Source organism: Pseudoalteromonas sp. THAF3 (genome assembly GCF_009363775.1).
Lineage (GTDB): Bacteria > Pseudomonadota > Gammaproteobacteria > Enterobacterales > Alteromonadaceae > Pseudoalteromonas > Pseudoalteromonas ruthenica.
Map to the genome: position 1 here is coordinate 268691 of NZ_CP045418.1, position 24440 is coordinate 293130.

General features: G+C 47.3%; 21 protein-coding genes. 14 read left to right on the forward strand and 7 right to left on the reverse strand.

Annotated elements, in window-relative coordinates; translation table 11 throughout:
• Positions 1-30 precede the first annotated feature (30 nt).
• The 6 genes from FIU82_RS01280 (at position 31) to can (ending at position 7511) form a co-directional block, all read left to right on the forward strand.
• Positions 31-954, forward strand: a complete 924-nt coding sequence (locus FIU82_RS01280; RefSeq protein WP_053910196.1) for a branched-chain amino acid transaminase — start codon at positions 31-33, stop codon at positions 952-954.
• Between the two features lie 86 nt (positions 955-1040).
• The gene (gene ilvD, locus FIU82_RS01285; RefSeq protein WP_053910195.1) at positions 1041-2897 is read left to right on the forward strand and encodes a dihydroxy-acid dehydratase; all 1857 of its coding nucleotides are present in this window, start codon (positions 1041-1043) and stop codon (positions 2895-2897) included.
• Entirely contained in the window at positions 2897-4456 is a 1560-nt protein-coding gene (gene ilvA, locus FIU82_RS01290; RefSeq protein WP_152440137.1) for a threonine ammonia-lyase, biosynthetic, read from the forward strand. Before ilvD ends, ilvA begins: the two co-directional genes overlap by 1 nt.
• A 47-nt stretch (positions 4457-4503) precedes the next feature.
• Entirely contained in the window at positions 4504-5565 is a 1062-nt protein-coding gene (locus FIU82_RS01295; protein WP_152440138.1) for an ABC transporter substrate-binding protein, read from the forward strand.
• A gap of 81 nt (positions 5566-5646) precedes the next feature.
• Positions 5647-6849, forward strand: a complete 1203-nt coding sequence (locus FIU82_RS01300) for a methyltransferase (RefSeq protein ID WP_045980451.1) — start codon at positions 5647-5649, stop codon at positions 6847-6849.
• Positions 6846-7511, forward strand: coding sequence for a carbonate dehydratase (gene can / locus FIU82_RS01305; RefSeq protein WP_138508885.1), 666 nt, complete (start codon positions 6846-6848; stop codon positions 7509-7511). The genes FIU82_RS01300 and can overlap by 4 nt, the downstream gene beginning before the upstream one ends.
• Positions 7512-7542: 31 nt before the next feature.
• Here can and FIU82_RS01310 read toward each other — a convergent pair whose 3' ends face one another.
• The gene (locus FIU82_RS01310) at positions 7543-7815 is read right to left on the reverse strand and encodes an accessory factor UbiK family protein (RefSeq protein ID WP_022946623.1); all 273 of its coding nucleotides are present in this window, start codon (positions 7813-7815) and stop codon (positions 7543-7545) included.
• A gap of 223 nt (positions 7816-8038) precedes the next feature.
• Between FIU82_RS01310 and rep the strand changes: the two genes are divergently transcribed.
• Positions 8039-10054: a DNA helicase Rep gene (rep, locus tag FIU82_RS01315; protein WP_022946624.1), complete on the forward strand. Its 2016-nt coding sequence runs from the start codon at positions 8039-8041 to the stop codon at positions 10052-10054.
• On the opposite strand, the gene FIU82_RS01320 is transcribed toward rep, so the two are convergent.
• The 3 genes from FIU82_RS01320 to elbB all read right to left on the reverse strand — a co-directional run bounded on the left by FIU82_RS01320 (position 10041) and on the right by elbB (position 13950).
• Positions 10041-12605, reverse strand: a complete 2565-nt coding sequence (locus FIU82_RS01320; protein ID WP_022946625.1) for a diguanylate cyclase — start codon at positions 12603-12605, stop codon at positions 10041-10043. The genes rep and FIU82_RS01320 overlap by 14 nt on opposite strands.
• A 135-nt stretch (positions 12606-12740) precedes the next feature.
• Positions 12741-13133 (reverse strand): cytochrome c5 family protein, encoded by a 393-nt coding sequence (locus FIU82_RS01325; protein ID WP_022946626.1) that lies wholly within the window; start codon positions 13131-13133, stop codon positions 12741-12743.
• 166 nt (positions 13134-13299) lie between these two features.
• Entirely contained in the window at positions 13300-13950 is a 651-nt protein-coding gene (elbB, locus tag FIU82_RS01330; protein WP_022946627.1) for an isoprenoid biosynthesis glyoxalase ElbB, read from the reverse strand.
• A gap of 491 nt (positions 13951-14441) precedes the next feature.
• On the opposite strand from elbB, the gene polA reads away from it, so the two are divergent.
• The 3 genes from polA (at position 14442) to FIU82_RS01345 (ending at position 18701) form a co-directional block, all read left to right on the forward strand.
• The gene (gene polA / locus FIU82_RS01335; RefSeq protein ID WP_152440139.1) at positions 14442-17174 is read left to right on the forward strand and encodes a DNA polymerase I; all 2733 of its coding nucleotides are present in this window, start codon (positions 14442-14444) and stop codon (positions 17172-17174) included.
• Positions 17175-17581: 407 nt separating this feature from the next.
• A complete protein-coding gene (locus FIU82_RS01340) occupies positions 17582-18166 on the forward strand; it encodes a YceI family protein (protein ID WP_253946332.1) in 585 nt (194 codons plus the stop codon).
• Complete coding sequence (locus tag FIU82_RS01345; protein WP_138508887.1) at positions 18156-18701, forward strand: DUF1285 domain-containing protein; 546 nt, start codon at positions 18156-18158, stop codon at positions 18699-18701. The genes FIU82_RS01340 and FIU82_RS01345 overlap by 11 nt, the downstream gene beginning before the upstream one ends.
• Here FIU82_RS01345 and yihA read toward each other — a convergent pair.
• Complete coding sequence (gene yihA, locus FIU82_RS01350) at positions 18665-19312, reverse strand: ribosome biogenesis GTP-binding protein YihA/YsxC (protein ID WP_152440140.1); 648 nt, start codon at positions 19310-19312, stop codon at positions 18665-18667. The genes FIU82_RS01345 and yihA overlap by 37 nt on opposite strands.
• Positions 19313-19567: 255 nt before the next feature.
• Here yihA and FIU82_RS01355 point away from each other — a divergent pair, with 255 nt between their 5' ends.
• From FIU82_RS01355 to FIU82_RS01370, 4 genes are all read left to right on the forward strand, one after another.
• Positions 19568-20200: a cytochrome c gene (locus FIU82_RS01355; RefSeq protein ID WP_022946632.1), complete on the forward strand. Its 633-nt coding sequence runs from the start codon at positions 19568-19570 to the stop codon at positions 20198-20200.
• A 573-nt stretch (positions 20201-20773) separates the two neighbouring features.
• Positions 20774-21427, forward strand: a complete 654-nt coding sequence (locus FIU82_RS01360) for a class I SAM-dependent methyltransferase (protein ID WP_152440141.1) — start codon at positions 20774-20776, stop codon at positions 21425-21427.
• Between the two features lie 2 nt (positions 21428-21429).
• Positions 21430-22005 carry a Der GTPase-activating protein YihI gene (yihI, locus tag FIU82_RS01365; protein ID WP_152440142.1) on the forward strand — a complete coding sequence of 192 codons (576 nt, stop codon included), beginning with the start codon at positions 21430-21432 and terminating at the stop codon, positions 22003-22005.
• The gene (locus tag FIU82_RS01370; RefSeq protein WP_151173301.1) at positions 22002-22502 is read left to right on the forward strand and encodes a DUF2489 domain-containing protein; all 501 of its coding nucleotides are present in this window, start codon (positions 22002-22004) and stop codon (positions 22500-22502) included. The genes yihI and FIU82_RS01370 overlap by 4 nt, the downstream gene beginning before the upstream one ends.
• Positions 22503-22537: 35 nt before the next feature.
• Here FIU82_RS01370 and hemN read toward each other — a convergent pair whose 3' ends face one another.
• Positions 22538-23908 carry an oxygen-independent coproporphyrinogen III oxidase gene (hemN, locus tag FIU82_RS01375; RefSeq protein WP_152440143.1) on the reverse strand — a complete coding sequence of 457 codons (1371 nt, stop codon included), beginning with the start codon at positions 23906-23908 and terminating at the stop codon, positions 22538-22540.
• An 83-nt stretch (positions 23909-23991) separates the two neighbouring features.
• The gene (locus tag FIU82_RS01380; RefSeq protein ID WP_152440144.1) at positions 23992-24414 is read right to left on the reverse strand and encodes a BLUF domain-containing protein; all 423 of its coding nucleotides are present in this window, start codon (positions 24412-24414) and stop codon (positions 23992-23994) included.
• Positions 24415-24440 lie beyond the last annotated feature (26 nt).

Genomic DNA, 24440 nt, shown 5'->3' on the forward strand with positions numbered 1-24440 from the left:
CAACACGGATTTATAAGAAGGTATTAACACATGACACAAACATCCGAATTAATCTGGCACAACGGTGAGATGATCCCTTACCAGCAAGCCACCACGCACGTATTAAGCCATGCCTTACATTATGGTAGCTCGGTATTTGAGGGGATCCGTGCCTATGACACCGCTAATGGGCCGGCTATTTTTCGTTTAACTGACCATATGAAGCGGCTCTTTGATTCGGCAAAAATCTACCGCATGGAAATCCCGTTTTCACTGGAAGAGTTAAATCAGGCGTGTAAAGAAGCGGTGAAACAAAATGGCTTTAGCGATGCTTATCTGCGCCCGTTTGCCTTTTTAGGTCACGTTGGCTTGGGGTTAAACCCCAAATCACACCTAGCCGATGTCACCGTAGCGGCCATGGAATGGGGCGCCTATCTCGGTGAGGACAGTCTCGCTCAAGGCGTTGATGTATGTATCTCTTCATGGAATCGCCTGGCGCCTAATACCATGCCCACGGCGGCAAAAGCGGGCGGCAACTATTTGTCTTCGCAGCTTATATCTGGTGAAGCCAAGCGTAACGGCTATGTTGAAGGCATTGCCTTAGACACCAATGGGTGTTTGAGTGAAGGAGCAGGCGAAAACCTCTTTGTGATTAAAAATGGTGTGCTATACACGCCACCGACCACCGCCTGTATTTTACCTGGCCTGACCCGCGACACCATTATGACGCTTGCCAAAGAGCGCGGTTATGAAGTGCGTGAAGAGTCAATAGCCCGTGAGGCATTGTACCTTGCCGACGAATTCTTTATGACCGGTACGGCCGCCGAGGTCGTTCCGGTGCGCAGTGTCGACCAAATTCAGGTTGGCGAAGGTCAGCGTGGCGCTATCACCGAAGAGCTGCAAACCGCCTATTTTGATTTGGTCAAAGGGCGCAGTGAAGACCCGCGCGGCTGGCTAGAGTACGTAAACGACTAACGACGAGGTGCCACTAGCACCACTATTTTGGGAATGAGGTAAGTCAAGGCAGCCACGGCTGCGCTTGCAAATATATAGAGGTAAACATGGCAAAACTGCGCAGCGCAACAACCACCGAAGGACGCAAAAGAGCAGGGGCTCGGGCGCTTTGGCGAGCGACCGGCATGAACGACAGCGATTTTAAAAAACCGATTATCGCGGTGGTTAATTCATACACTCAGTTCGTGCCGGGGCACGTGCATTTGAACCAGCTCAGCGAGCTAATGGCACACACCATTCGTGATGCCGGTGGGGTGCCACGTGAATTTAATACCATCGCCATTGATGACGGTATCGCCATGGGTCACGGCGGCATGCTGTATTCTCTGCCGTCACGAGACCTCATTGCCGATTCGGTGGAGTATATGGTTAATGCTCACTGTGCCGATGCCATGGTATGTATCTCTAACTGTGACAAAATCACCCCAGGGATGATGTTAGCTGCATTGCGATTAAATATTCCGGTGATCTTCGTTTCTGGCGGGCCGATGGAAGCGGGCAAAACTCGCCTTGCGGATATCGACATTAAATTAGATTTGGTTGATGCCATGGTCAAAGGCGCCGACCCTAGCGTCAGCGATGAAGACTCAGAACAAGTAGAGCGCTCTGCGTGTCCAACCTGCGGCTCATGCTCGGGTATGTTTACCGCCAACTCGATGAATTGTTTATTGGAAGCCCTAGGCTTGGCTCTTCCAGGAAACGGCACCACCTTAGCAACGCATAAGGATCGGATGCAGCTATATGTTGAAGCCGGTCAACGCATCGTTGATTTATGTCAGCGTTACTATGGCCAAGAAGACGATTCGGTGCTGCCGCGTAATATCGCCAATCAGGCTGCCTTTATGAACTCGATGACGTTGGATATCGCCATGGGCGGTTCATCCAATACGGTGCTGCATTTATTAGCCGCCGCCCAAGAGGCAGGGGTGGATTTTGATATGAATGACATTGATAGGCTTTCACGCAGCACCCCATTTTTATGTAAAGTCGCTCCTGCGACGCAGCAATACCATATTGAGGATGTGCATCGCGCTGGCGGGATTATGGCTATTCTCAACGAATTGGCGAAAGCGGATAAGCTGGATTTATCCGTTGGCCACGTCGGGGGGGCCAACCTTGGCGAGGTGATCGCTCGCTATGATGCCAGCAAAGAAGAGAACACGGCGGCGCGCACATTTTACCGTGCTGGTCCTGCTGGCATCCGCACTACCAAAGCTATGAGTCAGGATTACCGTTGGCAAGAGATGGACTTGGACCGTGAGCAGGGCTGTATTCGTAGTGTCGAACATGCCTTTCGCCAAGATGGTGGGCTGGCGGTGCTTTATGGCAACTTGGCTCCCAACGGCTGTATTGTGAAAAGCGCGGGGGTCAGTGATGACATGTTAGTGTTTAAAGGCACTGCTAGAGTGTTTGAATCACAAGACGATGCAGTGGAAGGCATTTTAGGCGGCCAAGTACAAAAAGGCGATGTGGTGGTGATCCGCTATGAGGGTCCCAAGGGCGGCCCAGGCATGCAGGAAATGCTGTACCCGACTAGTTATCTAAAATCCATGGCTTTAGACAAGGACTGTGCGCTTATTACCGATGGCCGCTTTTCCGGTGGTACATCGGGCTTTTCTGTGGGTCATGTTTCTCCTGAGGCTGCCAGTGGCGGTGCGATTGCTTTAGTCGAAGATGGGGATGAAGTGGTACTCGATATCCCCAATCGGGGTATCAATCTGAGTTTATCGCAGCAGCAGCTTGAGGCGCGGGCGCAAAAACAGCAGCAACGTGGCAAAGATGCATATAAGCCACTCAACCGTAATCGTCCTGTAACAGCCGCGCTCAAGGCGTATGCGCTGTTGGCAACCAGTGCGGATAAAGGCGCTGTTCGCGACCTTGAAAAGCTTGAGGAGCTAAGCTGATGGCCGCCTCCGAGCTTGACTATTTTCGCGCAATTATCCAAGCCAATATGGAGCCTTTGGTTAAGTTCACAGAGGTCAGTGAACTGACTGCGTTAGAGCAAAAACTAGGGTGCAAGGTGTGGCTTAAGCGTGAGGACCAACAACCCGTTTACTCCTTTAAGTTGCGGGGCGCTTATAACAAGTTAAGGCAGCTGGAAAAAGGCAGCAAGGTGATCACCGCGTCAGCCGGTAATCACGCGCAAGGAGTGGCGTTAAGTGCCACCGAGCTAGGGCATCAGGCAATTATCGTGATGCCCCTTACCACACCGCAGATCAAGGTCAATGCAGTACGTGGCTTCGGCGGTGAGGTGATTTTACACGGCCATCACTTTGATGCTGCAAAAGCCCATGCCTTAAAACTGGCCGAGCAACTGCAGGCGGTATTTGTGCCGCCATTCGACGATCCCGATGTGATCATTGGCCAAGGCACGATTGCCCGTGAGCTCATGCAACAACTACCGCAATTGGATGCGGTGTTTGTCCCGGTTGGCGGCGGCGGTTTGTTAGCCGGTATGGCGGTGTATATTAAATCGCTGCGCCCTGATATCCGCATCATTGCTGTAGAGGCCGAGGAAAGCGCCTGTTTGCAAGCAGCTATGGCAGCCGGCAAACCTGTGGAGTTAGAGCGGGTGGGCAGTTTTGCCGATGGCGTCGCGGTGAAGACCATCGGCAGTGAAACCTTTCGTCTGGCGCAGCAGTTTTGCGACGAAGTCGTGACCGTCAGTGGTGATGAAATTTGTGCTGCGGTACAAGATATTTTTGTCAGCACGCGGGCTGTAGCGGAGCCCTCTGGCGCGCTGTCTTTGGCAGGGCTAAAAAAATGGGCGACAACACAGGCTCAGCAAGGAGCTAATTTAGCGGCGGTGCTCTCCGGGGCGAACTTAAATTTTGACCGTCTTCGTCACATCGCCGAGAGAACAGCGCTCGGTGAGAAGAACGAGGCGTTATTGGCGGTGACCATTAAAGAAGAGAAAGGCAGCTTTAAGCGCTTTTGCCAATGTTTAGGCGGGCGTGCGATCACTGAGTTTAATTACCGTTATGCCGGCCCAGGTGAAGCACAAATCTTTGTCGGTATCGGGTTGCGTCAAGGTGTTAGTGAGCTTGAAGAACTACTCGGTGAGCTTGAACATCAGGGCTATCACTATGTTGATATGTCTGACAACGAGCTTGCTAAATTACATGTGCGTTATATGGTTGGCGGCAAGCCAACACAGCAGCTACAAGAGCGGGTACTGCGCTTTGAATTTCCCGAATACCCTGGTGCGCTAGCGCGGTTTCTCGATACTTTGGGGAGCAAATGGAATATTAGCTTATTCCACTATCGTAATCATGGGGCTGCGCTGGGTAATGTGTTGGCGGCATTTGAAGTACCCAGGCAAGATTACAATGCCTTTGATGAGCACTTGAAACGCCTTGGATATGGGTTTGTAGAAGAAACAGGTAACTCATGTTATCAGCAGTTTCTCGCACACAACGGCCGCGAAGAGGAGGGTAAAATTGCCCAACAAGCTGGTATTTAAGCCTAAGCTTTAATATAGTATTAACAGCATTAGCACAAGGAAGTACAGTGAAGCAGCGCATGGAATGGAAAAAGGGCCTACTGAGTTTATTTTTGCTTTGTGGCCCTTTTTTAGTAATGGCCAGCCCTACTAAAGTGACCTTACAGTTAAAATGGCGACATCAATTTCAATTTGCAGGTTATTATGTTGCCAAAGAGCTGGGTTATTACAGTGATCTGGGCTTAGAGGTCGACATTGTCGAGGCTGTTGGTAACGACACTGACAGCGTGGCCAAGGTGCTCGATAATCATGCTCAGTTTGGTATCAGTCACTCCGGTTTGCTTAAGCATCGTCTGCAGGGTCAGCCTGTAGTCGCAATGGCCGCACTGATGCAATCCTCCCCCTATTGCTGGCTAGTAAAGAAACACTCACCAATATTCGCTCCGCAAGATTTCGATAGTAAGAAAATCAGCTCGCTTAGCGCTAGTGAGAATGCTGAGCTTATCACTATGCTTGCCAATGAAGGCATACAGCCAAAGGTTGTTGATATTGGTGCTCAGGAGCCATTAGCTGCATGGATTGAAGGGCGCCTCGATGCTATTCAGGTGTACATTACCAACGAGCCCTATACCTTGGCGCAGCAAGGTATTGATTATCGTCTCGTATGCCCAAAGCAACATGGCTTCAATGTATATGGTGACGTGTTGTTTACATCACAGACCTTCCTTGATGCTCAGCCTGAAGTGGTAGCGCGTTTTTATCAAGCGAGCATGCGCGGTTGGCGTTACGCGTTACTCAACCTACAGCACAGTATTGCCCTCACTAAGCGTCATTATGCCGTTGATAAAAGCCTACAAGAGCTGGCTTTTGAAGCAGACCAACTCAAACCTTTGATGATGCGAACTGGCAGTACGCTAGGTGCAATGTCTGATGCGCGATGGCGACTGATTGCAGAGCTTTATGCACTGGATGATAAGCCTATGCAGGAGCACTTTCGCGGTTTTATGTATCAGCCAATGCAACAAAGTGGTATGCGCATGTCGTGGATGTTCATTTTGGCTATTGCCATCATCTTAGTTGCCGTCCCGACTTATGTTCGACTCGTGGTGCAAGCGCGAAAATCTAAATAGTATAGTGGCGAGATAAAGTTTTCTGCGCTTGAGCCAAGCGATTTGATATAATCTAACAATTGCAGTCCGTTAGTCTTTCTCATGCCATCGTTAACATCGCACTTTCAACGCCTAGACCAATTGCTTAATGACACTCGAGATTACTGGCAATGTGTGGCATTTTCATGCGAGCACTACCCTTGGCCTGAACTGACAACGGTGCTGGAGAATCTCAGCGATGAGCAAGTGGCTGAGCTTGATGCTCAGCCATCACAGTTAATAGACTACTTCAGTGCTCATATTGACCAGCTTTCGCAGTTGCCAGAATTAACCGATTTGCCTACCAGCACACAAGCACAGCCTCAAGCGCTACCATTTTGGCTAAGTAATGGTATTAAAGGCCGTAAATTGACCCAGCTACAGTGCTTTGTTGATGGACTTGCTCCTGCGCAGGAAGGCAGTACTGTCTTAGAGTGGTGTGCGGGTAAAGGTCATCTCGGGCGCCTCCTCGCGCACCAACATCAGGTGCCCGTGCACAGTGTGGAAATTCAGCAGCACCTATGTGAGCAAGGTGAACAGCTAGCGGATAAGCTAAACTTACCGATTCACTTTCACCAAGGCAATGTACTGACAGATGATTTTAGTGCCCTAATTGAGCAGTGTGATCACGCTGTTGCTCTGCATGCTTGCGGAGGCTTGCATCAATCCTTGTTACGTCAGGCCTGTCAGCAGCAAACACCTCGTATTTCAATTTCTCCCTGTTGCTATCATCTGTTTATCGATGGCGACTATTACCAACCAATGAGCGCAGCTGCACAGGCAAGCTCATTGCGGTTGACCAGCAGTGATCTAAAACTTGCGCTGCAACAAACTGTGACAGCACCACAGCGAGTGCGGCGTGTGCGGCAAAAAGAGGTGTTATGGCGACTCGGGTTTGATCAGTTGGTGCGTGAGCAATTTAAGCGCTCACAGTACACGCCCGTGCCTTCGGTTGGTAAGCAAATATTCAGCGGTGAATTCTCAGATTTTTGCTTGTGGGCGGCACGAGAAAAGGGCTTAACTCTGCCAGAAAAGTGCGATTTTACTCGCTATTTGAAGCTCGCAGAGCAAAGGAAGCGCATGACGGAGCGAATCGAACTGGTAAGACATCTCTTTAGAAGGGCAATAGAAGTTTGGCTGGTTTTAGATCGTGCTTTATATTTGCAGCAACACAATTATCAGGTGGACCTCAGTGAGTTTTGCGAAACTGAAATCACACCTCGTAATATCTTAATTGAAGCCAGCATAAACAGTGAGATGCAATGAAGAATCTAGGTCACCTTTTTGAAAGTAATAGGCAATGGGCTGAACGAACTACGGACCATGACCCGGAATTTTTTCAAAAGTTATCGCAGCAGCAAAGCCCTAAATATTTGTGGATTGGTTGTTCAGATTCTCGCGTCCCTGCAAACCAAATAGTAGATCTTATGCCCGGCGAGTTATTTGTTCATCGCAACGTCGCGAACGTTGTGGTGCACACTGATCATAACTGTTTGTCGGTGATGCAATATGCAGTAGAAGTTTTGAAAGTTCAGCATATTATGGTGGTGGGTCATTATGGCTGTGGCGGCGTTAAGGCAGTGCTCGATGAGGCCAAGCTGGGGTTAATTGATAATTGGTTACGCCATGTTGATGACGTTAAAGCCCAGCATTTATCACTGTTAAATAGCGCACCTGAGGCTCAGCGTCTGGCTCGCTTAATTGAGCTTAATGTGATTGAACAAGTACGTAATGTTTGCCGTACCAACATAGTACAAGATGCATGGGCTAGAGAGCAGCCGTTGACGGTGCATGGTTGGGTGTATGGGCTTGAAAACGGCCGTTTACATGACCTCGATGCCGTGGTTCGCTGTCATCAAGAGCTACACAGCAGCTACAGAGAGGCGCTGCACAACGTTGCATTGCGCGTGAGAGCTAATGCGCAATGACGAATAGTTGGGCAGCCAATCTAGCCTCGAATTAACCTTCGTCTTGGTTTTCTTGGTTACCCTGAATTTGCGCTTCTAAAAGCGCCACTTTTTGCTCTAGTGCCGTCAGCTTTTCACGTGTTCTTACTAGCACTTGGCTTTGAATATCGAACTCTTCGCGGCTCACGAAGTCCATCTCTGAGAGTTTATTTTGCAGTACTTGTTTAGTCTTACTTTCAAAGTTTTCGGCCATATCGCGCATGCCTTTAGGCATGTTACTGCCAATCTGGCGAGCAATTTCTTCAATTTTTGCAGGGTTTATCATTGCACAGCTCCTTTTCTCACATACTTAAGTGTAACTAACCTCAAGCACAAATAACAACTTGTTTGCCTTAGGGCAGCGTTTATATACGCTGTATCTAACCCAAGTCACAATACAGTTTGCGTTAGTGCATACTTATTTATTTCTCACGGCCCTAATATCGCGGCTGTATCACTTGCGCTAATAAGATAAAATACGTAGCCCACGGATACTCAGATTAGGTTTTATGAAGCTCAACCCTCAACAAAACGAAGCAGTGAAATACATTAGCGGGCCTTGTCTCGTCCTCGCTGGTGCGGGCTCTGGTAAAACCCGCGTGATCACTAATAAGATAGCTTATTTGGTTCAGCAGTGTGAGTATCGGGCCCGTAACATCGCGGCGGTTACCTTCACCAACAAGGCTGCCAAGGAAATGCGTGAGCGCGTTGCGCAAACTTTAGGTAAGCAAGAGGCCAAAGGGCTGTGGGTATCCACCTTTCATACCCTCGGCTTAGAGATAATTAAAAAAGAGTTGAAAACCTTAGGTTTCAAAGCAGGCTTTTCACTCTTTGACGACCAAGATACGAATCAGCTTCTCAATGAGCTGACCGCAGACGAGCTCGATGGTGACAAAGACTTACTTAAGTTGTTGAAAATGCAAATCAGCGACTGGAAAAACGAGCTGATCTTGCCACAACAGGCTATTGCGGCTGCTCGAGAGCAGCAAAAAGCCCTTTTTGCACAACTTTATGCCCGCTATCAAACCCAGTTGCGTGCTTACAATGCGCTCGACTTTGACGATCTGATTATGATCCCGACGTTATTGCTTAATAGTCATGCCGAGGTGCGTGAGCGTTGGCAAAATCGCTTTCGTTATATGCTGGTGGATGAATATCAAGATACCAATACCAGCCAATACCAATTGGTTAAGCTATTGGTCGGGCAGCGGGCGCGCTTTACTGTTGTAGGTGATGATGACCAATCTATTTATTCGTGGCGCGGGGCAAAGCCACAAAACCTCGTACAATTGAGTAAAGACTACCCGCATCTGCGTCTTATCAAGCTAGAGCAAAATTACCGTAGTGCTGGACGCATTCTTAAAGCGGCTAATATTCTCATTGCCAATAATCCGCATGTTTTTGATAAAAAACTGTTTAGTGAGCTGGGCTTTGGTGATCAGATTAAAGTCATTGGTACTCGCGATGAGGAGCACGAAGCCGAACGTGTGGTAGCAGAGATTATTTCTCATAAGTTTACCAAGCGCACCAGCTACCGCGACTACGCTATTTTATATCGCGGTAATCACCAAGCGCGAGTGTTTGAAAAGGCGCTGATGAGTAACCGTATACCCTATAAAATCAGTGGTGGGATGTCCTTCTTTGCGCGTGCTGAGATCAAGGACATGATGGCTTACCTGCGATTGCTGGTAAACCAAGATGACGATAATGCGTTTTTGCGCATCGTAAACACTCCCAAGCGTGAAATTGGTCCTATGACCTTGGAGAAGCTGGGTTCGTTGGCGAATGACAAGCACATTAGCTTATTTGCTGCATGTTTTGAGCCCGAGCTTGCACAGCGTTTACAAGGGCGAGGTTTTAACGCGTTAATGGGGTTTGCTCGGTGGGTCGTGGAGTTAGCCGATAACTGCCAACGTAGTGACACCCTTGAGGCGGTGAAAGATTTAGTGCGACAAATTAATTATGAAGCCTATTTATATGAGACTTCGACTAGCGCTAAAGCCGCTGAGATGCGCATGAAGAATGTCTCTGAGTTATATCGTTGGATCACTGACATGCTCACTGGTGATGCTGACAATCCAGCCCTCACCCTACCTGAGGTGGTGATGAAGCTCACCCTGCGCGATATGATGGAGCGTAATGAAGAGGAAGATGACAGTGATGCAGTGCAACTACTGACACTGCATGCCTCTAAGGGCTTGGAGTACCCTTATGTATTTATGGTAGGTATGGAAGAGGGGCTGTTGCCACACCAAACCAGTATTGATGAGGACAATGTTGAAGAGGAGCGTCGCTTGGCCTATGTGGGGATCACCCGAGCGCAACAAGAGTTAGTGATGACGTATGCCAAGAGCCGTCGTCAATTTGGTGAAACCATAACCCCAGAAATTAGCCGTTTTGTGGAAGAACTCCCGCAGCAAGATTTGGCTTTCGAAGCACGAAAAGCCCCACAAAATCAGCAACAACGCATGGAGCAAGGGCAGGCCCGAGTGGCTAATTTAAGGGCCATGCTTAAGAAGGAATAGCGTGCAGAGGTTGTTGCTCGGCAATAGCGTGTTGCTGACCAATAAAGTGGTGTACACCGTGATGCTCAAGCAGCGAGCGATAATTAAGAATACAGGGCCCTTTAGCGATCACCATGCAGTCATTTAGTTGTGTGACTGCCAACACGCCTTGCAGCATATGATCGTAACGTGGGTCCTGTAATACTCGACGGCTAAAGGTGGCATTGAGTAATACACAGAAGTAAGGCAGCTGGGTCAGTAAGCTTAACTCGCAGCGATCTTTACCAAACTCATTGAGCCCAATATGCAATCCCTGCTGGTAGAGCTTGTCTAAATTTTTCATTTGGTTAGCGCTACAAAAGCGCAGCTCGGCTTCACTGAATAACAGGCAAAGTTTATCTTTATTCGTCAGTTGACCGACCCAATGACTAAGCCCCTCAAAGTGTTTATCATCCAGCAACAAACTTGAGCAATTGAGTAAACTCATAATGTCGCTCTGGTGTTGATTAAAGCCATATTTGAGCAGTTTGAGCTCTACCTTAGCGAGCTCGTAATTATCACTGGCAAAACGCTTAAGTTGTTCAAAACTGGTACTCCCGAGCACCGGATGCTCGCCATAAGCATCGAGTAATTGCGCGTGAGGCTGCTGCTGGTCGAAGTTTACGATGTCGCTAGCACGAAAATGGGTGTGCAAATCCATTAGATGATGACGTTGATGTGGCTCTTGCTGATCGTTGCCATAGCCTAGCAGCGGGTGATAAAACTCAAAGCGGCCTTTGCCAGTTTGTTTGGCATAATACATGGCGGCATCGGCATCACGAATGATTTCATCGGTATGGCTGTAGTCGCGTTTACTGTAAGTAATGCCAATACTGGCACCGCTTTGAATACAAATCCCTTGGTTGCAGAAGGGTTGCTGCATCACTGCAATAATGCGCTTGGCAACATCTTCGGCTTGTTGACGCTCGTTGAGTTGGGTGAGCAGAATGACAAATTCGTCGCCACCAAGGCGGGCGATCAAATCATGATCGCGAATACATTGCTTAAGCTTATCCGCCACTTCAATGAGGAATTGGTCGCCACACTGATGACCCAGCTTATCATTGATATCTTTAAACTTATCCAGGTCGATGAACAATACGGCAAAGTCTTTTTCAGGAAAGCGCTGATATTGCCCCAATGTGCGCTCAAGCTGAGATAAGAACAAACTGCGATTGGGTAACCCTGTTAGTGAGTCATGATGAGCATCATGATAAAGCTGCTGCTCTATTTTACGGCGCTCGTCAATTTGTAGTTGTAAATGTAAGTTGGCTTGACGTAGCTCCCGCGTTTTTTCAGCCACACGTAACTCTAATTCTTGGTGGCTCTGTCGCAGCGCTTGCTGCGATAAATGGTTTTGCAGCACGTTGGCAATTTGGTTGGAGACGTAAGCGATGAGCTCAACATCCTCTTGCACGAAGTCGTACTTGTTGTTGTATGCCTGGCAAACAATGAGTCCAATCACTCCTTGCGCTGTTTTTAGGGGAGCTCCTAGCCAGCTAGTACAGCGACAGCTTGGGTCTAATTTACCTTGGCGCTCAATGATGCCCTCGGCAATCAACTGCTCGCTGCGAGCCCTATCTATTAATTGGCACTGCTTGGATGTTAGTACTAACTCACTAAAGCCTTTTGCAAAGGGTCGCGGACCAAAGTCTTCGCTGCACTCATCGACGGCGTAAGGGAAGGTAAGCCAATTATTGTCTTTATCATACAGCGCAATATAAAGGTTTTCCGCATAGGTGATGGACTTCATGATCTGGTGAACATGGTAGTAGACATCATCAATATTGATCGACTGGCTCGCCAGTTCCGATATTTGGAATAACGTTTGCTGTCGTTCTAAAGCTTTTTTACGTTGGCTAATTTCGTCATTAAGCGCTTGGTTGCTAAGCGTTAATGCTTGAGTACGTTGCTTTACTTGGCTTTCAAGTAATTCGCGTTTTTTCACCCGCTCAATGGCCGTTGCTAGATACAGCGCGATGACCTCAAATAGCTCAATTTGCTCTTGGCTATAGCCTTGTTTGGCATCATAGCTTTGCGACACCATGACACCAATCACATCGGTATCTTGATAAATAGGCACACCAAGCCAATGTTCGGCTTGCGCCCCTAAAATTTTGAACTTGCCTTGTTGCTGCGCTGCCGTCATGGTTTCACGAGTGAAGTAGGCGGTTGCCCGTGAACGAAATACGTAGCCAGTCACACCTTGCTCAAAATGCTGATCGGTGACTAAGGGAGTTTGTATTCCGTCTTTCTGATCAACGAAGTAGGAAAGCTCCAGTAGCCCTGTATCTGGGTTACGCAGGACCACATAAAAATTTTTACTCGGTACGTAATCGGCTAGCAGACGTTGAATTGCAGGGTAAAAAGAGCACAGCTCAGGAATGGTACTGGCTTGTTCTGACAGTAAAATAAGGGCATGTTGGAGGTGGTGTTGCTGCTTGTATTTTTGCAGCAACGCCTTCAGGCGTTTATTCTTTTTCTGGAGCTTATTGAGCTCTTGCGGGGACCACTCATCCACTGAACGTGCCATTTGTTATTTTTGTTTATTTATTAACCGCCAAATATTCCATCTTTTTTGGTTCAGGTCAAGGAGTATCGACCTCTATACTAGGAACGAAAAAGGGAGGCTATTGCCTCCCTTTTTTAACTCTTTAACAAGTCGTTGTTACTGCTTAACCATAAAGTCGATAGCAGCTTGGATTTCCTCATCCGAACAATCCATACAAGTACCGCGCGGAGGCATTGCATTGAAACCATTAATCGCGTGATCAAGCAATGTATCCATGCCTTTTGCTAGGCGAGGTTCCCAGTCAGCTGCTGTTTTTGGAGCGCCGAGTGCACCTGAACCATGACATGCGAAACAGGCCGCTTGATATACTTGTTCGCCACTGCGAGGGCCGCTTGGCGCCGCATCGGCAGCAGCAGTTTCACCGGCAAGGTAAACATCACCAACAGGTTGCAGGCGCTTTTTGATAGCTTCCTCGGTGAGTGAGTTGTCGTAAGGTTGCGCGTAAACAGCAGTGGATAACAGTAACAGTGCAGCTGATAGTTTCTTCATGTTTCTTTGCTCATTCGGGTGCTAACGGTCTATACGACCTGGTGACGAAATATCGGCAAATTATAACCGCAGCGAGCGATTTATAAAATGCCTAGATTTCATTAATGCGTTAAAAAGTAGCCATTTTATGCGCTAGCGCAAAATATTCTCGCCGTTGCACATCGCGTTAAACCCAGCTCAACAGCTTATTCACGGCTTTTTCGATACCGCTGGCTGCCTCTTTGACGGAACCCGCAAGCATGTATGCAGGCGTGGAAACGACCTTCGCTTTTTCATCAGCGACGATGTCATCAACGGCACAGTCCACATGCTCGGCGCCAAGTGCATTCATCGCTGAGGCAGTATCGTTGTCGTTGCCTATGGTCGCTTTTGTGCCTTGTGGGTAGATGTGCGCAATCATTGCTGGCGCGATACATAAATAAGCCGCTGGCTTGCCTTGTTCGGCAAAGCTTTTACAGACCCGCTCTACCTCTGAATTTAATGAGCTATCGGCACCTTTTAGAGCGAAGTCGCATAAATTTTTTGCGGCGCCAAAGCCTCCAGGCAAAATAAGGGCGTCGTAGTCGCTAACATTAAGCTCTTTGAGATCAAGAATCTCCCCTCGGGCAATACGCGCCGCTTCTTCCAATACATTGCGTGTTTGCTGCTGCTCTTCCCCAGTTAAGTGATTAATCACATGGTGCTGGTCTATATTGGGGGCAAAACATTGATACTGCGCGCCCGCTTGCTCAAGATAAAGTAAAGTCAGTACTGATTCATGAATTTCGGCGCCATCAAAGACCCCACAGCCACTTAAAATTATCGCCACATTCGCCATTGTTTTGCTCCTTGATCAGATGAAAGATAATATTCTCTGCCCTAGTAAGGTAACGATCCTAGGTAGCTCCCGTCAACGCTGATTTATGCTCAGCTCTCATGCCACTAAGAGAAAAAAGTTATAAAGGATCACTAGGATCTTTGATCCTTTATGCTAGAATGCGTAGCTGGTTATCGAAAAGGACGTTGTACACGCATTCTTAGCGCCCCTTAGAAAGCCACTTTCCACATCGGATAAATAAAATAAAAAAGAAAACCGAATTACGCAGTCTTTTCTTTTTCTAACTAAAACAATGAGTTATAAACCTATCTGGATTCGAAAAATGAACCTGGAGGGTAAGTCATGGTTTTTATCTACAAAGTTATCCACAGGTTTTTAGTTCATTACTTTTACTCTATTTACAGCGCTTAACAGCAATTGCAACTCGTTTTCTTAAGCGCCTTATGGCATCCTTGCGTTATTAAAAAACTGACATGTTTGAGTGTTGAAAAATGGCGCAGATCGCAGAAAATCCGCTTATCCTCGTTGATGGTTCCTCTTATTTATTCCGTGCATATCATGCGCCACCACACCTAACTAATTCTAAAGGGGAAGCTACGGGGGCTATTTATGGCGTAGTCAACATGCTGAAAAGCCTGGTCAAGCAGTATGACCCTACGCACATGGTGGTGATTTTTGATGCCAAAGGAAAAACCTTTCGCAACGATATGTACAGTGAGTACAAGGCTAATCGCCCACCCATGCCGGATGACTTACGTACTCAGGTAGAGCCGTTGCATAACATTATTCGTGCCATGGGTTTTCCTTTGATTAGTATTGAAGGGGTGGAAGCGGATGATGTGATTGGCACCTATGCACGTATTGCCAGTGAGCAGCAGCGTCACGTTTTGATATCCACAGGCGATAAAGATATGGCGCAGTTGGTCAACGAACACGTGACCTTGATCAATACCATGACGGGCAGTATTTCCGATCCCGATAGTGTAAAAGAAAAGTTCGGCGTAGGGCCCGATCGTATCATCGATTATTTAGCCTTGATGGGTGATAAAGTCGACAATATCCCAGGTGTAGAGGGATGTGGTCCTAAAACCGCAGTTAAGTGGCTCGACAAGTACGGCTCTCTCGATGAAGTGATTGCCCATGCCGATGAAGTAAAGGGCAAAATAGGCGACAAATTGCGCAATGCCGTGGAGCACCTGCCACTGAGCTATGAATTAGCAACGATCAAGCTTGATGTTGAACTCGACAGCGATTTGGAGCAGTTAAAACTGCAGCAACCTGATACCGATGCCCTGATTGAGCTCTATGGTGAGTGTGAGTTCCGTCGTTGGTTGGCCGAAGTGCTGGATAAAGGCAGCAACACCGACACCCATCTTGATGCCCCCACCGATACTCAAGAAGTGCCAACCCGCGATGCTCATTACGAAACCATTTTAACCGAGCAGCAGCTGGATACTTGGGTGGATAAGCTTAATCAAGCTGAGCTCATTGCCTTTGATACTGAAACCACAAGCGTGAACTACATGGAAGCGCAGCTAGTCGGTATGAGCTTTGCTGTGACCATAGGTGAGGCTGCTTATCTGCCGCTTACCCATGACTACCCTGGAGCACCGGAGCAACTGCCGCTAGACCTTGTATTGGCAAAAATTGGGCCGATTTTGGCCGACGCTAACAAGGCGAAAGTAGGACAAAACCTTAAATACGATAAAAGTGTGTTAGCCAATGCTGGTATCGAGTTTAATGGTATTGCCTTCGATACCATGCTCGAGTCCTATGTGTTTAATAGCGTGGGTACTCGCCATGACATGGATTCCCTCGCATTGAAATATCTGGGCCATAAAACCATTAGTTTTGAGGATATTGCCGGCAAGGGTAAAAAGCAGCTGACCTTCAATCAGATTGAGTTAGAAAAGGCGGCTCCTTATGCTGCCGAAGATGCTGATATTACCCTGCGTTTGCACCAGCATTTGTGGCCAAAAGTTGAGGCGGATAGCAGTTTAAAAACCGTGTTTAGCGATATAGAACTGCCTTTGGTTAATGTGCTCTCTGATATTGAACGCACTGGCGTTGCCATTGATTCAACGATGCTGGCAAAGCACTCGCAACGCCTTGGTGAGCGTTTGCAGGAGTTGGAAAAAGAAGCCTTCGACATAGCTGGCGAGGAGTTTAATCTAGGCTCGCCAAAACAGCTACAAGCGATTTTGTTTGAGAAGCTAGAACTGCCGGTGATCAAAAAGACTCCTAAGGGAGCTCCTTCAACCGCAGAAGAAGTCTTGCAAGAGTTGGCGCATGATTATCCACTGCCTAAAGTCATTATTGAGCACCGAGGGCTGGCTAAACTGAAGTCAACTTACACCGACAAGCTACCGCTGATGGTGAACGAGAAAACTCAACGTGTGCACACCTCTTATCATCAAGCGGTCACCGCCACCGGACGTTTAAGCTCGACCGATCCTAACCTGCAGAATATTCCTATTCGTTCAGAAGAAGGTCGCCGCATCCGTGAGGCCTTTGTTGCCGCTTCTGGCTATAAAATTGTCGCTGCCGATTACAGTCAGATAGAGCTGCGCATCATGGCTCATCTTTCACAGGATAAGGGCCTGCTCAGCGCCTTCGCTGACGGCTTAGATGTGCACAGTGCCACTGCCAGCGAGGTTTTCTCTGTGCCATTGGAGGAAGTGACCAGTGATATGCGCCGTAAAGCCAAAGCCGTTAACTTTGGTTTGATCTATGGTATGTCGGCATTTGGCCTCTCGCGGCAACTCGATATTCCGCGCCATGAGGCCCAGCATTATATGGATAAATACTTTGAACGCTTCCCTGGCGTTTTAGAATATATGGAACGCACTCGCGAAGGAGCCGCAGATAAAGGCTATGTCGAAACGCTATTTGGTCGCCGTTTACATTTACCGGAGATCAATGCTCGCAATGGAGCACGGCGTAAGGCCGCAGAGCGGGCCGCAATTAATGCACCGATGCAGGGAACTGCTGCGGATATTATCAAAAAAGCGATGATCACCGTACACCAATGGGTGCAACAACAACCACAAGGCACGGTCAAACTATTGATGCAGGTACACGATGAGTTGGTGTTTGAAATTGCTGAGCAACATGTTGATGCCTACACCAAAGAAATCTGCAATCTTATGGCCAAAGCCGCTAGTTTAGATGTGCCGTTAATCGCCGAGGCGGATAGCGGAGATAATTGGCAGCAGGCACACTAGCATCAAGCAGCACTTAGTTAAAACCCTGTAAAAGAGTATAAGAAATAGTTTTATTTGGTTTATATAGGATTAAATAAGCGCTGTTGCGCGCGCTTTGCGTTTATTTCTCGATATTGATTTGCTACAGTCCGCGCGTCCTCATCCTGTAGGACATCCTGTTGATGATGTGCCACTCGCTTTGCGATGGTACAGCGTATTGATAGCTTCTCCCCAGATTGCTATACCGGCTTACCGTTTTGGTAGGCCGGCTTTTTCTACTCCTTCTCTGTTATGTTTTTTATTCTCTTTCCTAGCATTCCACTGGCTGATCCCTTACTCATTTTTTTAAGTATCCCTGAGTAGTTAGTTCACCTGTAGATACTTTATTGCTAGCATGGTGATAATCATTCTTATCGAAGGAAAGCGTAATGTTTAATAGTTTTGTTCGTACTTTAATGTGTGGTGCGCTGCTTGTTGGCAGTACCAGTGCATTAGCTGCGTGGCAGGTAGATAATAATCACAGCCGCGTAAATTTTGTCTCAGTAAAGAATAACGCTATTGCGGAGAACCACTTCTTCAAAGACGTTTCAGGCAGCGTTGATGAGAGCGGCATGTTTAAGCTAGCGATCGATCTCAACAGTGTTGAGACGCAGATCCCGATTCGTAACGAGCGCATGCAGAAATTTCTCTTTAACACCGTCGAGTTCCCCGCGATGGAAGTTACTGCGAATGTCAGTGAGTTAATCGCACAAGCGAAAGATACCGGCGTGGCTCAAGGAACTGTTCAAGCACAGCTCGCGTTACACGGTAAAACTAAAGCTCAGCAAATAGCTGTGAGCGTGGTGGCAAGTCGTGCCGGTGACCTGGTGGTTAGTTCTATGATGCCTGTATTAGTAAGTCCTGCTGACTTTGCGTTGCAATCGGGGATCGACAAGTTGAAGTCATTAGCCGGGTTAGACTCTATAACTCGCGCCGTTCCTGTCTCTTTTGTACTGACCTTAAATGAGCAGTAATGAGCAAGCGCTAGCGGCTCTGTCGCAGCAACTTGAGGGGCAAATTGCGCCTTTAGATCAATGGTCGCCGCAGCAATGCGGCACCATCGACATTCATATTACTGCAGATGGTCGTTGGTTCCATCACGGCACCGAAATTAAACGTGCTCGTTTAGTTAAGTTGTTTGCTTCGGTGTTGTGGCGTGAGCAAGGGCAGTATTACCTAAAAACCCCTGTTGAACAGATGGCTATCAGGGTGGACGATGCGCCGCTATTAATTGTTGATTGGCGTCTAGCTACAGCGCAAAACGCAGCGCATCCAGCGGTTATTTGTATCGATAATATTGGCCGTGAATTTGTGCTCGGCGCACAGCATCCGCTGCTTATACATGCCGATCCGCAAGGGCAGAAGCTGCCTTATCTGCAGCTGCCTTATGGGGTGCAAGCGAAATTAGCGCGTACGGTGTATTATGCGTGGGCCGAGCAGCTCGCTCAGCCCCAGGGTGAGGAGTTTATAATCTATTCGGCAGGAGAGTCGTTTTCACTCGGCGGCTGAGTGACAACCGGCCCTAAAAACCACTCATCTAGCTGCTTTCTTAACTCATTCAAGCCGGTACCTTTAAGCGACGAGAATGCGTGTACAGTGATGTTTTCTGCTACCTCAGCAAGCTCGCGGCGCACCTTTAGCACCTCAGACTTACGTTTGCCTTGCTTGAACTTATCAGCCTTAGTCAGTAGCGCCAACACAGGAATGTCGCTGGAGCTGGCCCACTCGATAAGTTGACGGTCGAGATCTTTTAGGGGATGACGTATGTCCATCAACACTACCAAGCCTTTTAGACTCTCGCGCTTTTGTAAATACTCACCTAAAGAGCGTTGCCATTTTAATTTCATCTCCATTGGCACTTTGGCAAAACCATATCCAGGTAAGTCAATTAGCCGCTGATCCTCTTGCAACGCAAAAGTATTGATCAATTGTGTGCGTCCAGGCGTTTTACTAGTACGAGCGAGTTTTTGTTCGGTCAGCGTATTTAGTGAACTGGATTTACCGGCATTGGAGCGCCCAGCAAACGCGATCTCAATACCTGTGTCCTCCGGTAATTTACTGATATCCGGGGCACTTGTTATAAACTTAGCTTGCGTATAATCAACGCGGGATTTGGCCACATGAACTCCTCAGTGAGGCACCAAAATTAGATTAACCGCTAGTTTATATCAGAAAGCGGCTAAGCTAAAGGTGCAAGCAATGGGTCAGGAAAGCTCGGCAAAACTATGCGCTGAGACAAATTTTCCTTAAAACCCCGCATTTTATAAGCTTAATGTGGGCAGAAAACGTGCCAGAGAAATTTTTATCGTGTAGAATAGAGCCATTGCATCGAAAAGATTGTAAACGAATACAGGGTCCGAAACAGAGAATTTACCATGAAGAAATTAGCACTATCCTTAACTATGTTAGTTGGTGTGTTGAGTGCAAACAACGCAGCAGCATTTGATGGCGACGCCAGCGCAGGTAAAGACAAATCGGCGACATGTGCTGCGTGTCATGGCGCTGATGGTAACGCGCCTGTCACCATGTACCCTAAGATCGCAGGTCAGCACGCTGAGTATCTATATAAGCAGCTTAAAGAATTTAAATTAGGCATGACCTCTGGGGGCGAAGAAGGTCGCGCGGATCCAGTCATGGGTGGCATGGCAATGCCTTTGAGCGATCAAGATATGAAAGACTTGTCTGCTTATTTTGCCTCGCTCAATATGTCTGAGGGCACAACCCCTGAAGATGTTGTCGAGCAGGGCGAAATGCTTTACAAAGCAGGTGACGCTGAACGTGGAATTCCTGCTTGTGCTGCGTGCCATGGTCCTCGTGGTAACGGTACTTCTTTAGCTGGATTCCCAAAAATCTCGTTCCAGCATGCGGAATACCTTAAGGCGCAGCTAGAGAAATTCCGTGATGGTGCACGTGCAAATGACCACAATGGCATGATGCGTGACATCGCTAAAAAATTGACCGATGAAGATATCGAGGTCTTATCAAAGTACCTAGGTGGTCTACACTAATATTCAGCCTCGTCCAAATGGATGAGGTTTTGAAAAGTGACTAAGAAAGCAGCATTAGCTGCTTTTTTTGTGCATGTTAATTAAGTTGACGATATCTCCACCTGCTTGTGAGACATTGACCATATGTGAATGTAATCTATTGCTCATTTTAAATCACTAAATAAACCTTAACTTAATGAAATTAAAAAAATTACCTATTTTGGTACGGCAACAAAACTACAAAAAATAGTTAAACCAGTTGTAACTAAGTTATGAATCAGTAAATTAGTTGCTGTCGCAACAAACAATAACAACAGGGAAATTCGTAACGGAATCGCGGCAAGTTTGTGCGCTAGGGGAGCATCGAAAGATGCACAACCAAGGAAGAATAACAAAGAGTTAGGAAGACCGAGAAAAATAAAACACCACACGGAAGATAATAAAAACAATACGGAAAGTGATAACAAAAATAATAAAATAAGACTTAAAATCAAGTCGAAGGGAGAAGTGTCCAAATTCATTTTGGCGCTCGAGTTGCGAGGCGGTAGAGGTTAGCTCTACCGCCTTTTTATTTGTCCTGTTACAATAGTCGCTATGAAAGCGAATACCTGCCCGCTGTGTCAAAGCTCAAACCCAAATCACTACTACCGCGACAAAGTACGCGACTACTGGCAATGCCAGCGTTGTGCATTGGTGTTTGTGGCGGCGTGCCAATACGTAACGGCAGCACAAGAGAAGGCCATCTATGATCATCATGAGAATGACCTTGATGACCCAGGGTACCGTCGTTTCCTAAGCAGGGTCTTTAATCCGTTGCAGCAGCGTTTAGTTGCTCGAAGTAAAGGCTTAGATTTTGGCTGTGGGCCAGCGCCCTTACTCGCTGCTATGTTGCAAGAGCAAGAACATACAGTGGCATTGTATGATCTCTATTACTACCCTGATCAATGTGTGCTTAATGATCGTTATGACTTTATATGCAGCACCGAAGTAATAGAGCATTTGGCCGAACCTAATATTGTCCTTGGACAATGGTACGAATTATTACGCCCAGGGGGCACTTTGGCTTTGATGACCAAGTTAGTTATCAATGCTGAGCGTTTTGCCACCTGGCACTATAAAAATGATCCAACACACATTGCCTTTTATAGCAAAGATACCTTTGCTTATATCGCCGAGCAGTTTGGATTTAATGTGGAATTTATTGCGGCTGATGTGATCTTCTTAACACGGCCGCGCGATAGAGATTAACTATGACGAGAAAGAAAAAGTCCCGCAAGGTCATCAACAACGGCACTGCGCGTTTAAGTAAAGATAAGCTCAGAGAGCTGCGAGCGATGAAAGAGCAACGCAGCAAGAAAAAGAAAAAAGGTGCCGAGCCCGGTAACCGTAATTCACAACTTTTAAAAGTTGAGGGTAGCGAGAGCAGTGAGAGCGGCAAAACAGATAAGCGGGTGGGCAGCAAAAAGCCTGTGAGCTTAACACCACAGGCACCTAAACAGAGCAAGCCTGAGTCTAAGCCTCGGCGCAACCTTCAACCACAAGCGACTCTGCGCCAAGCGCATGAGCCAGAACTGAGTCCGCAACAAGAGTTGGCACAGATTGAAGCGGATGAACGCCTGCTAGCGCTTATTGAGCGTCACGATCAGGGCGAAGTTTTAACAGGCAAAGATGCAAAATATTTTAATGCCAAGGTCGCACGTCATGAGCAACTGTGTGAAATACTTGGCATTGATGATGAAGACTTTGCGGATGACGAAGATTTGCTTGATAGTTATATGAATGACTCGTTGGCGGATGAGTGGCTAGACGAAGAGGGTAAAAAATGAATTCCATGTGGATCATTGCCATCGTAATTGGGGCGCTGATCATTGCCGGGTTGGCTTTTTACGCAGGGCGCTTGATTTGGCAAGTGAAGGAGCAAAATCAGGCGATTGCAGCTAAACGAGCGGAGCTCGCCGAAAAGCGCTTAGCCCGTAATGCAAAATTGAGTGATAGTATCCACCTGCTCGCGAAAGCGATGAAAGAAGGTCAGTGTGAATACTCGGAAGGGTGTTTACGAGTGTGGGTACTTATGAGTCAGTACAGCTTCGATCAAGAGCGCGATTTGCAGGTGCACTATCCGGGTGTCTATGCCATGTACGATGCGGTCAAGGACTTACCTACTCACGAGGCGCGTAAAAAATATTCGAAGAAGGAAATCTTCAAGCAAGATAGTGCGCGTTGGCGTAAAGAAAAAGAGTTGGAAGCGGATATTCTTGCGGATGCAGAGAAGATTCTCAGTGAATTTACAGCTGACCCCAACAGTAAGCATGTGTTTATGTAAGAAAAGCCGCTGTACAGCGGCTTTTTTTATCACTTCTAGATTACTCGCGAAAAGCGTTGTTGGTTGAGTTTTTGTTGTAAGTATTGATCAAAACACATACAGATAATGCGAATGAAGAGAATACCTTTTGCAGTTACGCGAATATGCTGCCCACTAACGCTAAGCATGTCATCGTTAATAAACCCCTGTAACTGCGCTAGCTCGTTGGCAAAGTGCGCTTTAAAGTCGATATGGTAGTGATTTGAGAATGCGTCCATATCTAGCTCAAAGTGGCAAATAAGCTGCTTTATTACCGCCGCGCGAATATGGTCTTCATCGTTGAGTGTCAGTGCTTTACAGGCACTCAGAGTATGATGTTCTAACGCTTGATAATACAGCTTCAACTCTTTGTGGTTTTGAATAATGTGATTGCCCAGTTGCGAAATGGCGGACACGCCTAAACCCAGTAGGGGAAGGTCACCGCCGAGAGTGTATCCTTGAAAGTTCCGGTGCAGATGACCTTGACGCTGAGCGACAGCCAGTTCATCTTCCGGCTTGGCAAAGTGGTCCATACCAATGAATTGGTATCCAGCCGCGAGCATGGCAGAGAGGGTTTCTTTAAACATCGTCAGCTTGGCTTGGGCACTGGGCAAATCGGCGTCTTTAATTTTGCGCTGCGCGGCAAAACGTTCTGGCAGATGGGCATAATTAAATACCGAGACGCGATCTGGGCCAATATCAATCAGTCTGGCAATGGAGCGCGCAAAGGAAGCCGTTGATTGTTTCGGTAATCCGTAGATCATATCAACATTGACCGAGGTAAAGCCTACCGCTTGCGCGCGACGAACCAGTTGTTCTACATCCTGTGCGCACTGTGGCCGATTAACGGCGTTTTGTACCTCATCATTGAAGTCTTGAACACCAAAAGAAATACGATTAAAACCGAGCGCCTTAAGCTCATCAATGCGCTCTAGCGGTAAAGCGCGGGGATCAACTTCAATGCTGCGTTCACTGTCGCTGGCAATATTAAAGTGCTCATTAATGAGTGCCATTAAGCGGTGCATCTGTGCGCTATCTAAAAATGTTGGCGTGCCGCCGCCCAAGTGCAGCTGTTTAACTTTTAAGTGGCGGCTATGCTCACTTAATAGCGCCATTTCCTGGCCTAGATAATCCAGGTATAAATCCGCTTTATGTTGGTGGCGGGTGACAATTTTATTGCAGCCGCAGTAATAGCAAAGTTGGTGACAGAAGGGGATATGAATATACAACGATAATTCATCGCCCTGACACTGATTTAGTGCGTTTATTAGCGTATTGCCATCGGCCCCATCGGTTAATTGTAAAGCCGTAGGATAAGAGGTATATCTCGGGCCAGAAACGTTGTATTTGTTTATTAGCTCATTGTGCCATTGTACTTGTGCTATCACGACGCTCTCTCACACAGGTGGAAGTGCGGCTAGTTTACTTAACTTGCACAGCGGTGCTTTGATCTACAGCAATTGAGCGTGAACTATTCCAAAGTCGGGGTATTGCGTGCCAGTTCAACCAGTAGAGCATGGGCACTATCGCCGGTCATTTCATACGGATTAAACTCACTTTTGCCGCTAAAGCGCATGGTGGTTTCGCGAATAATGCTTGAAGCGGGGATATAACCCATACTCCAACGGCCAAAATTACGTTCAGTGATCTCACCATAGCTCAGTAGCAGTATATCTTGATGCCGTGTATCGCTTAGTATGCGCTGGTACAAAGCATTCACTCTGGCTCTTGAGCCTTCTAAACACTGTAAAAAGTATTCATGGTTGAAACAGAGTAATCCTGATATATCGTGACTTCGGTTGTTGCTGCGCGAGTGCTCTAAAATTTGTGCCACATCGTCAGTGCTGAGAGAATCACTGACACGGGAAGCGTAAACTAAACGAACTAAAAACATAGTAAGTTGAATTCCTTGGTGTTGTA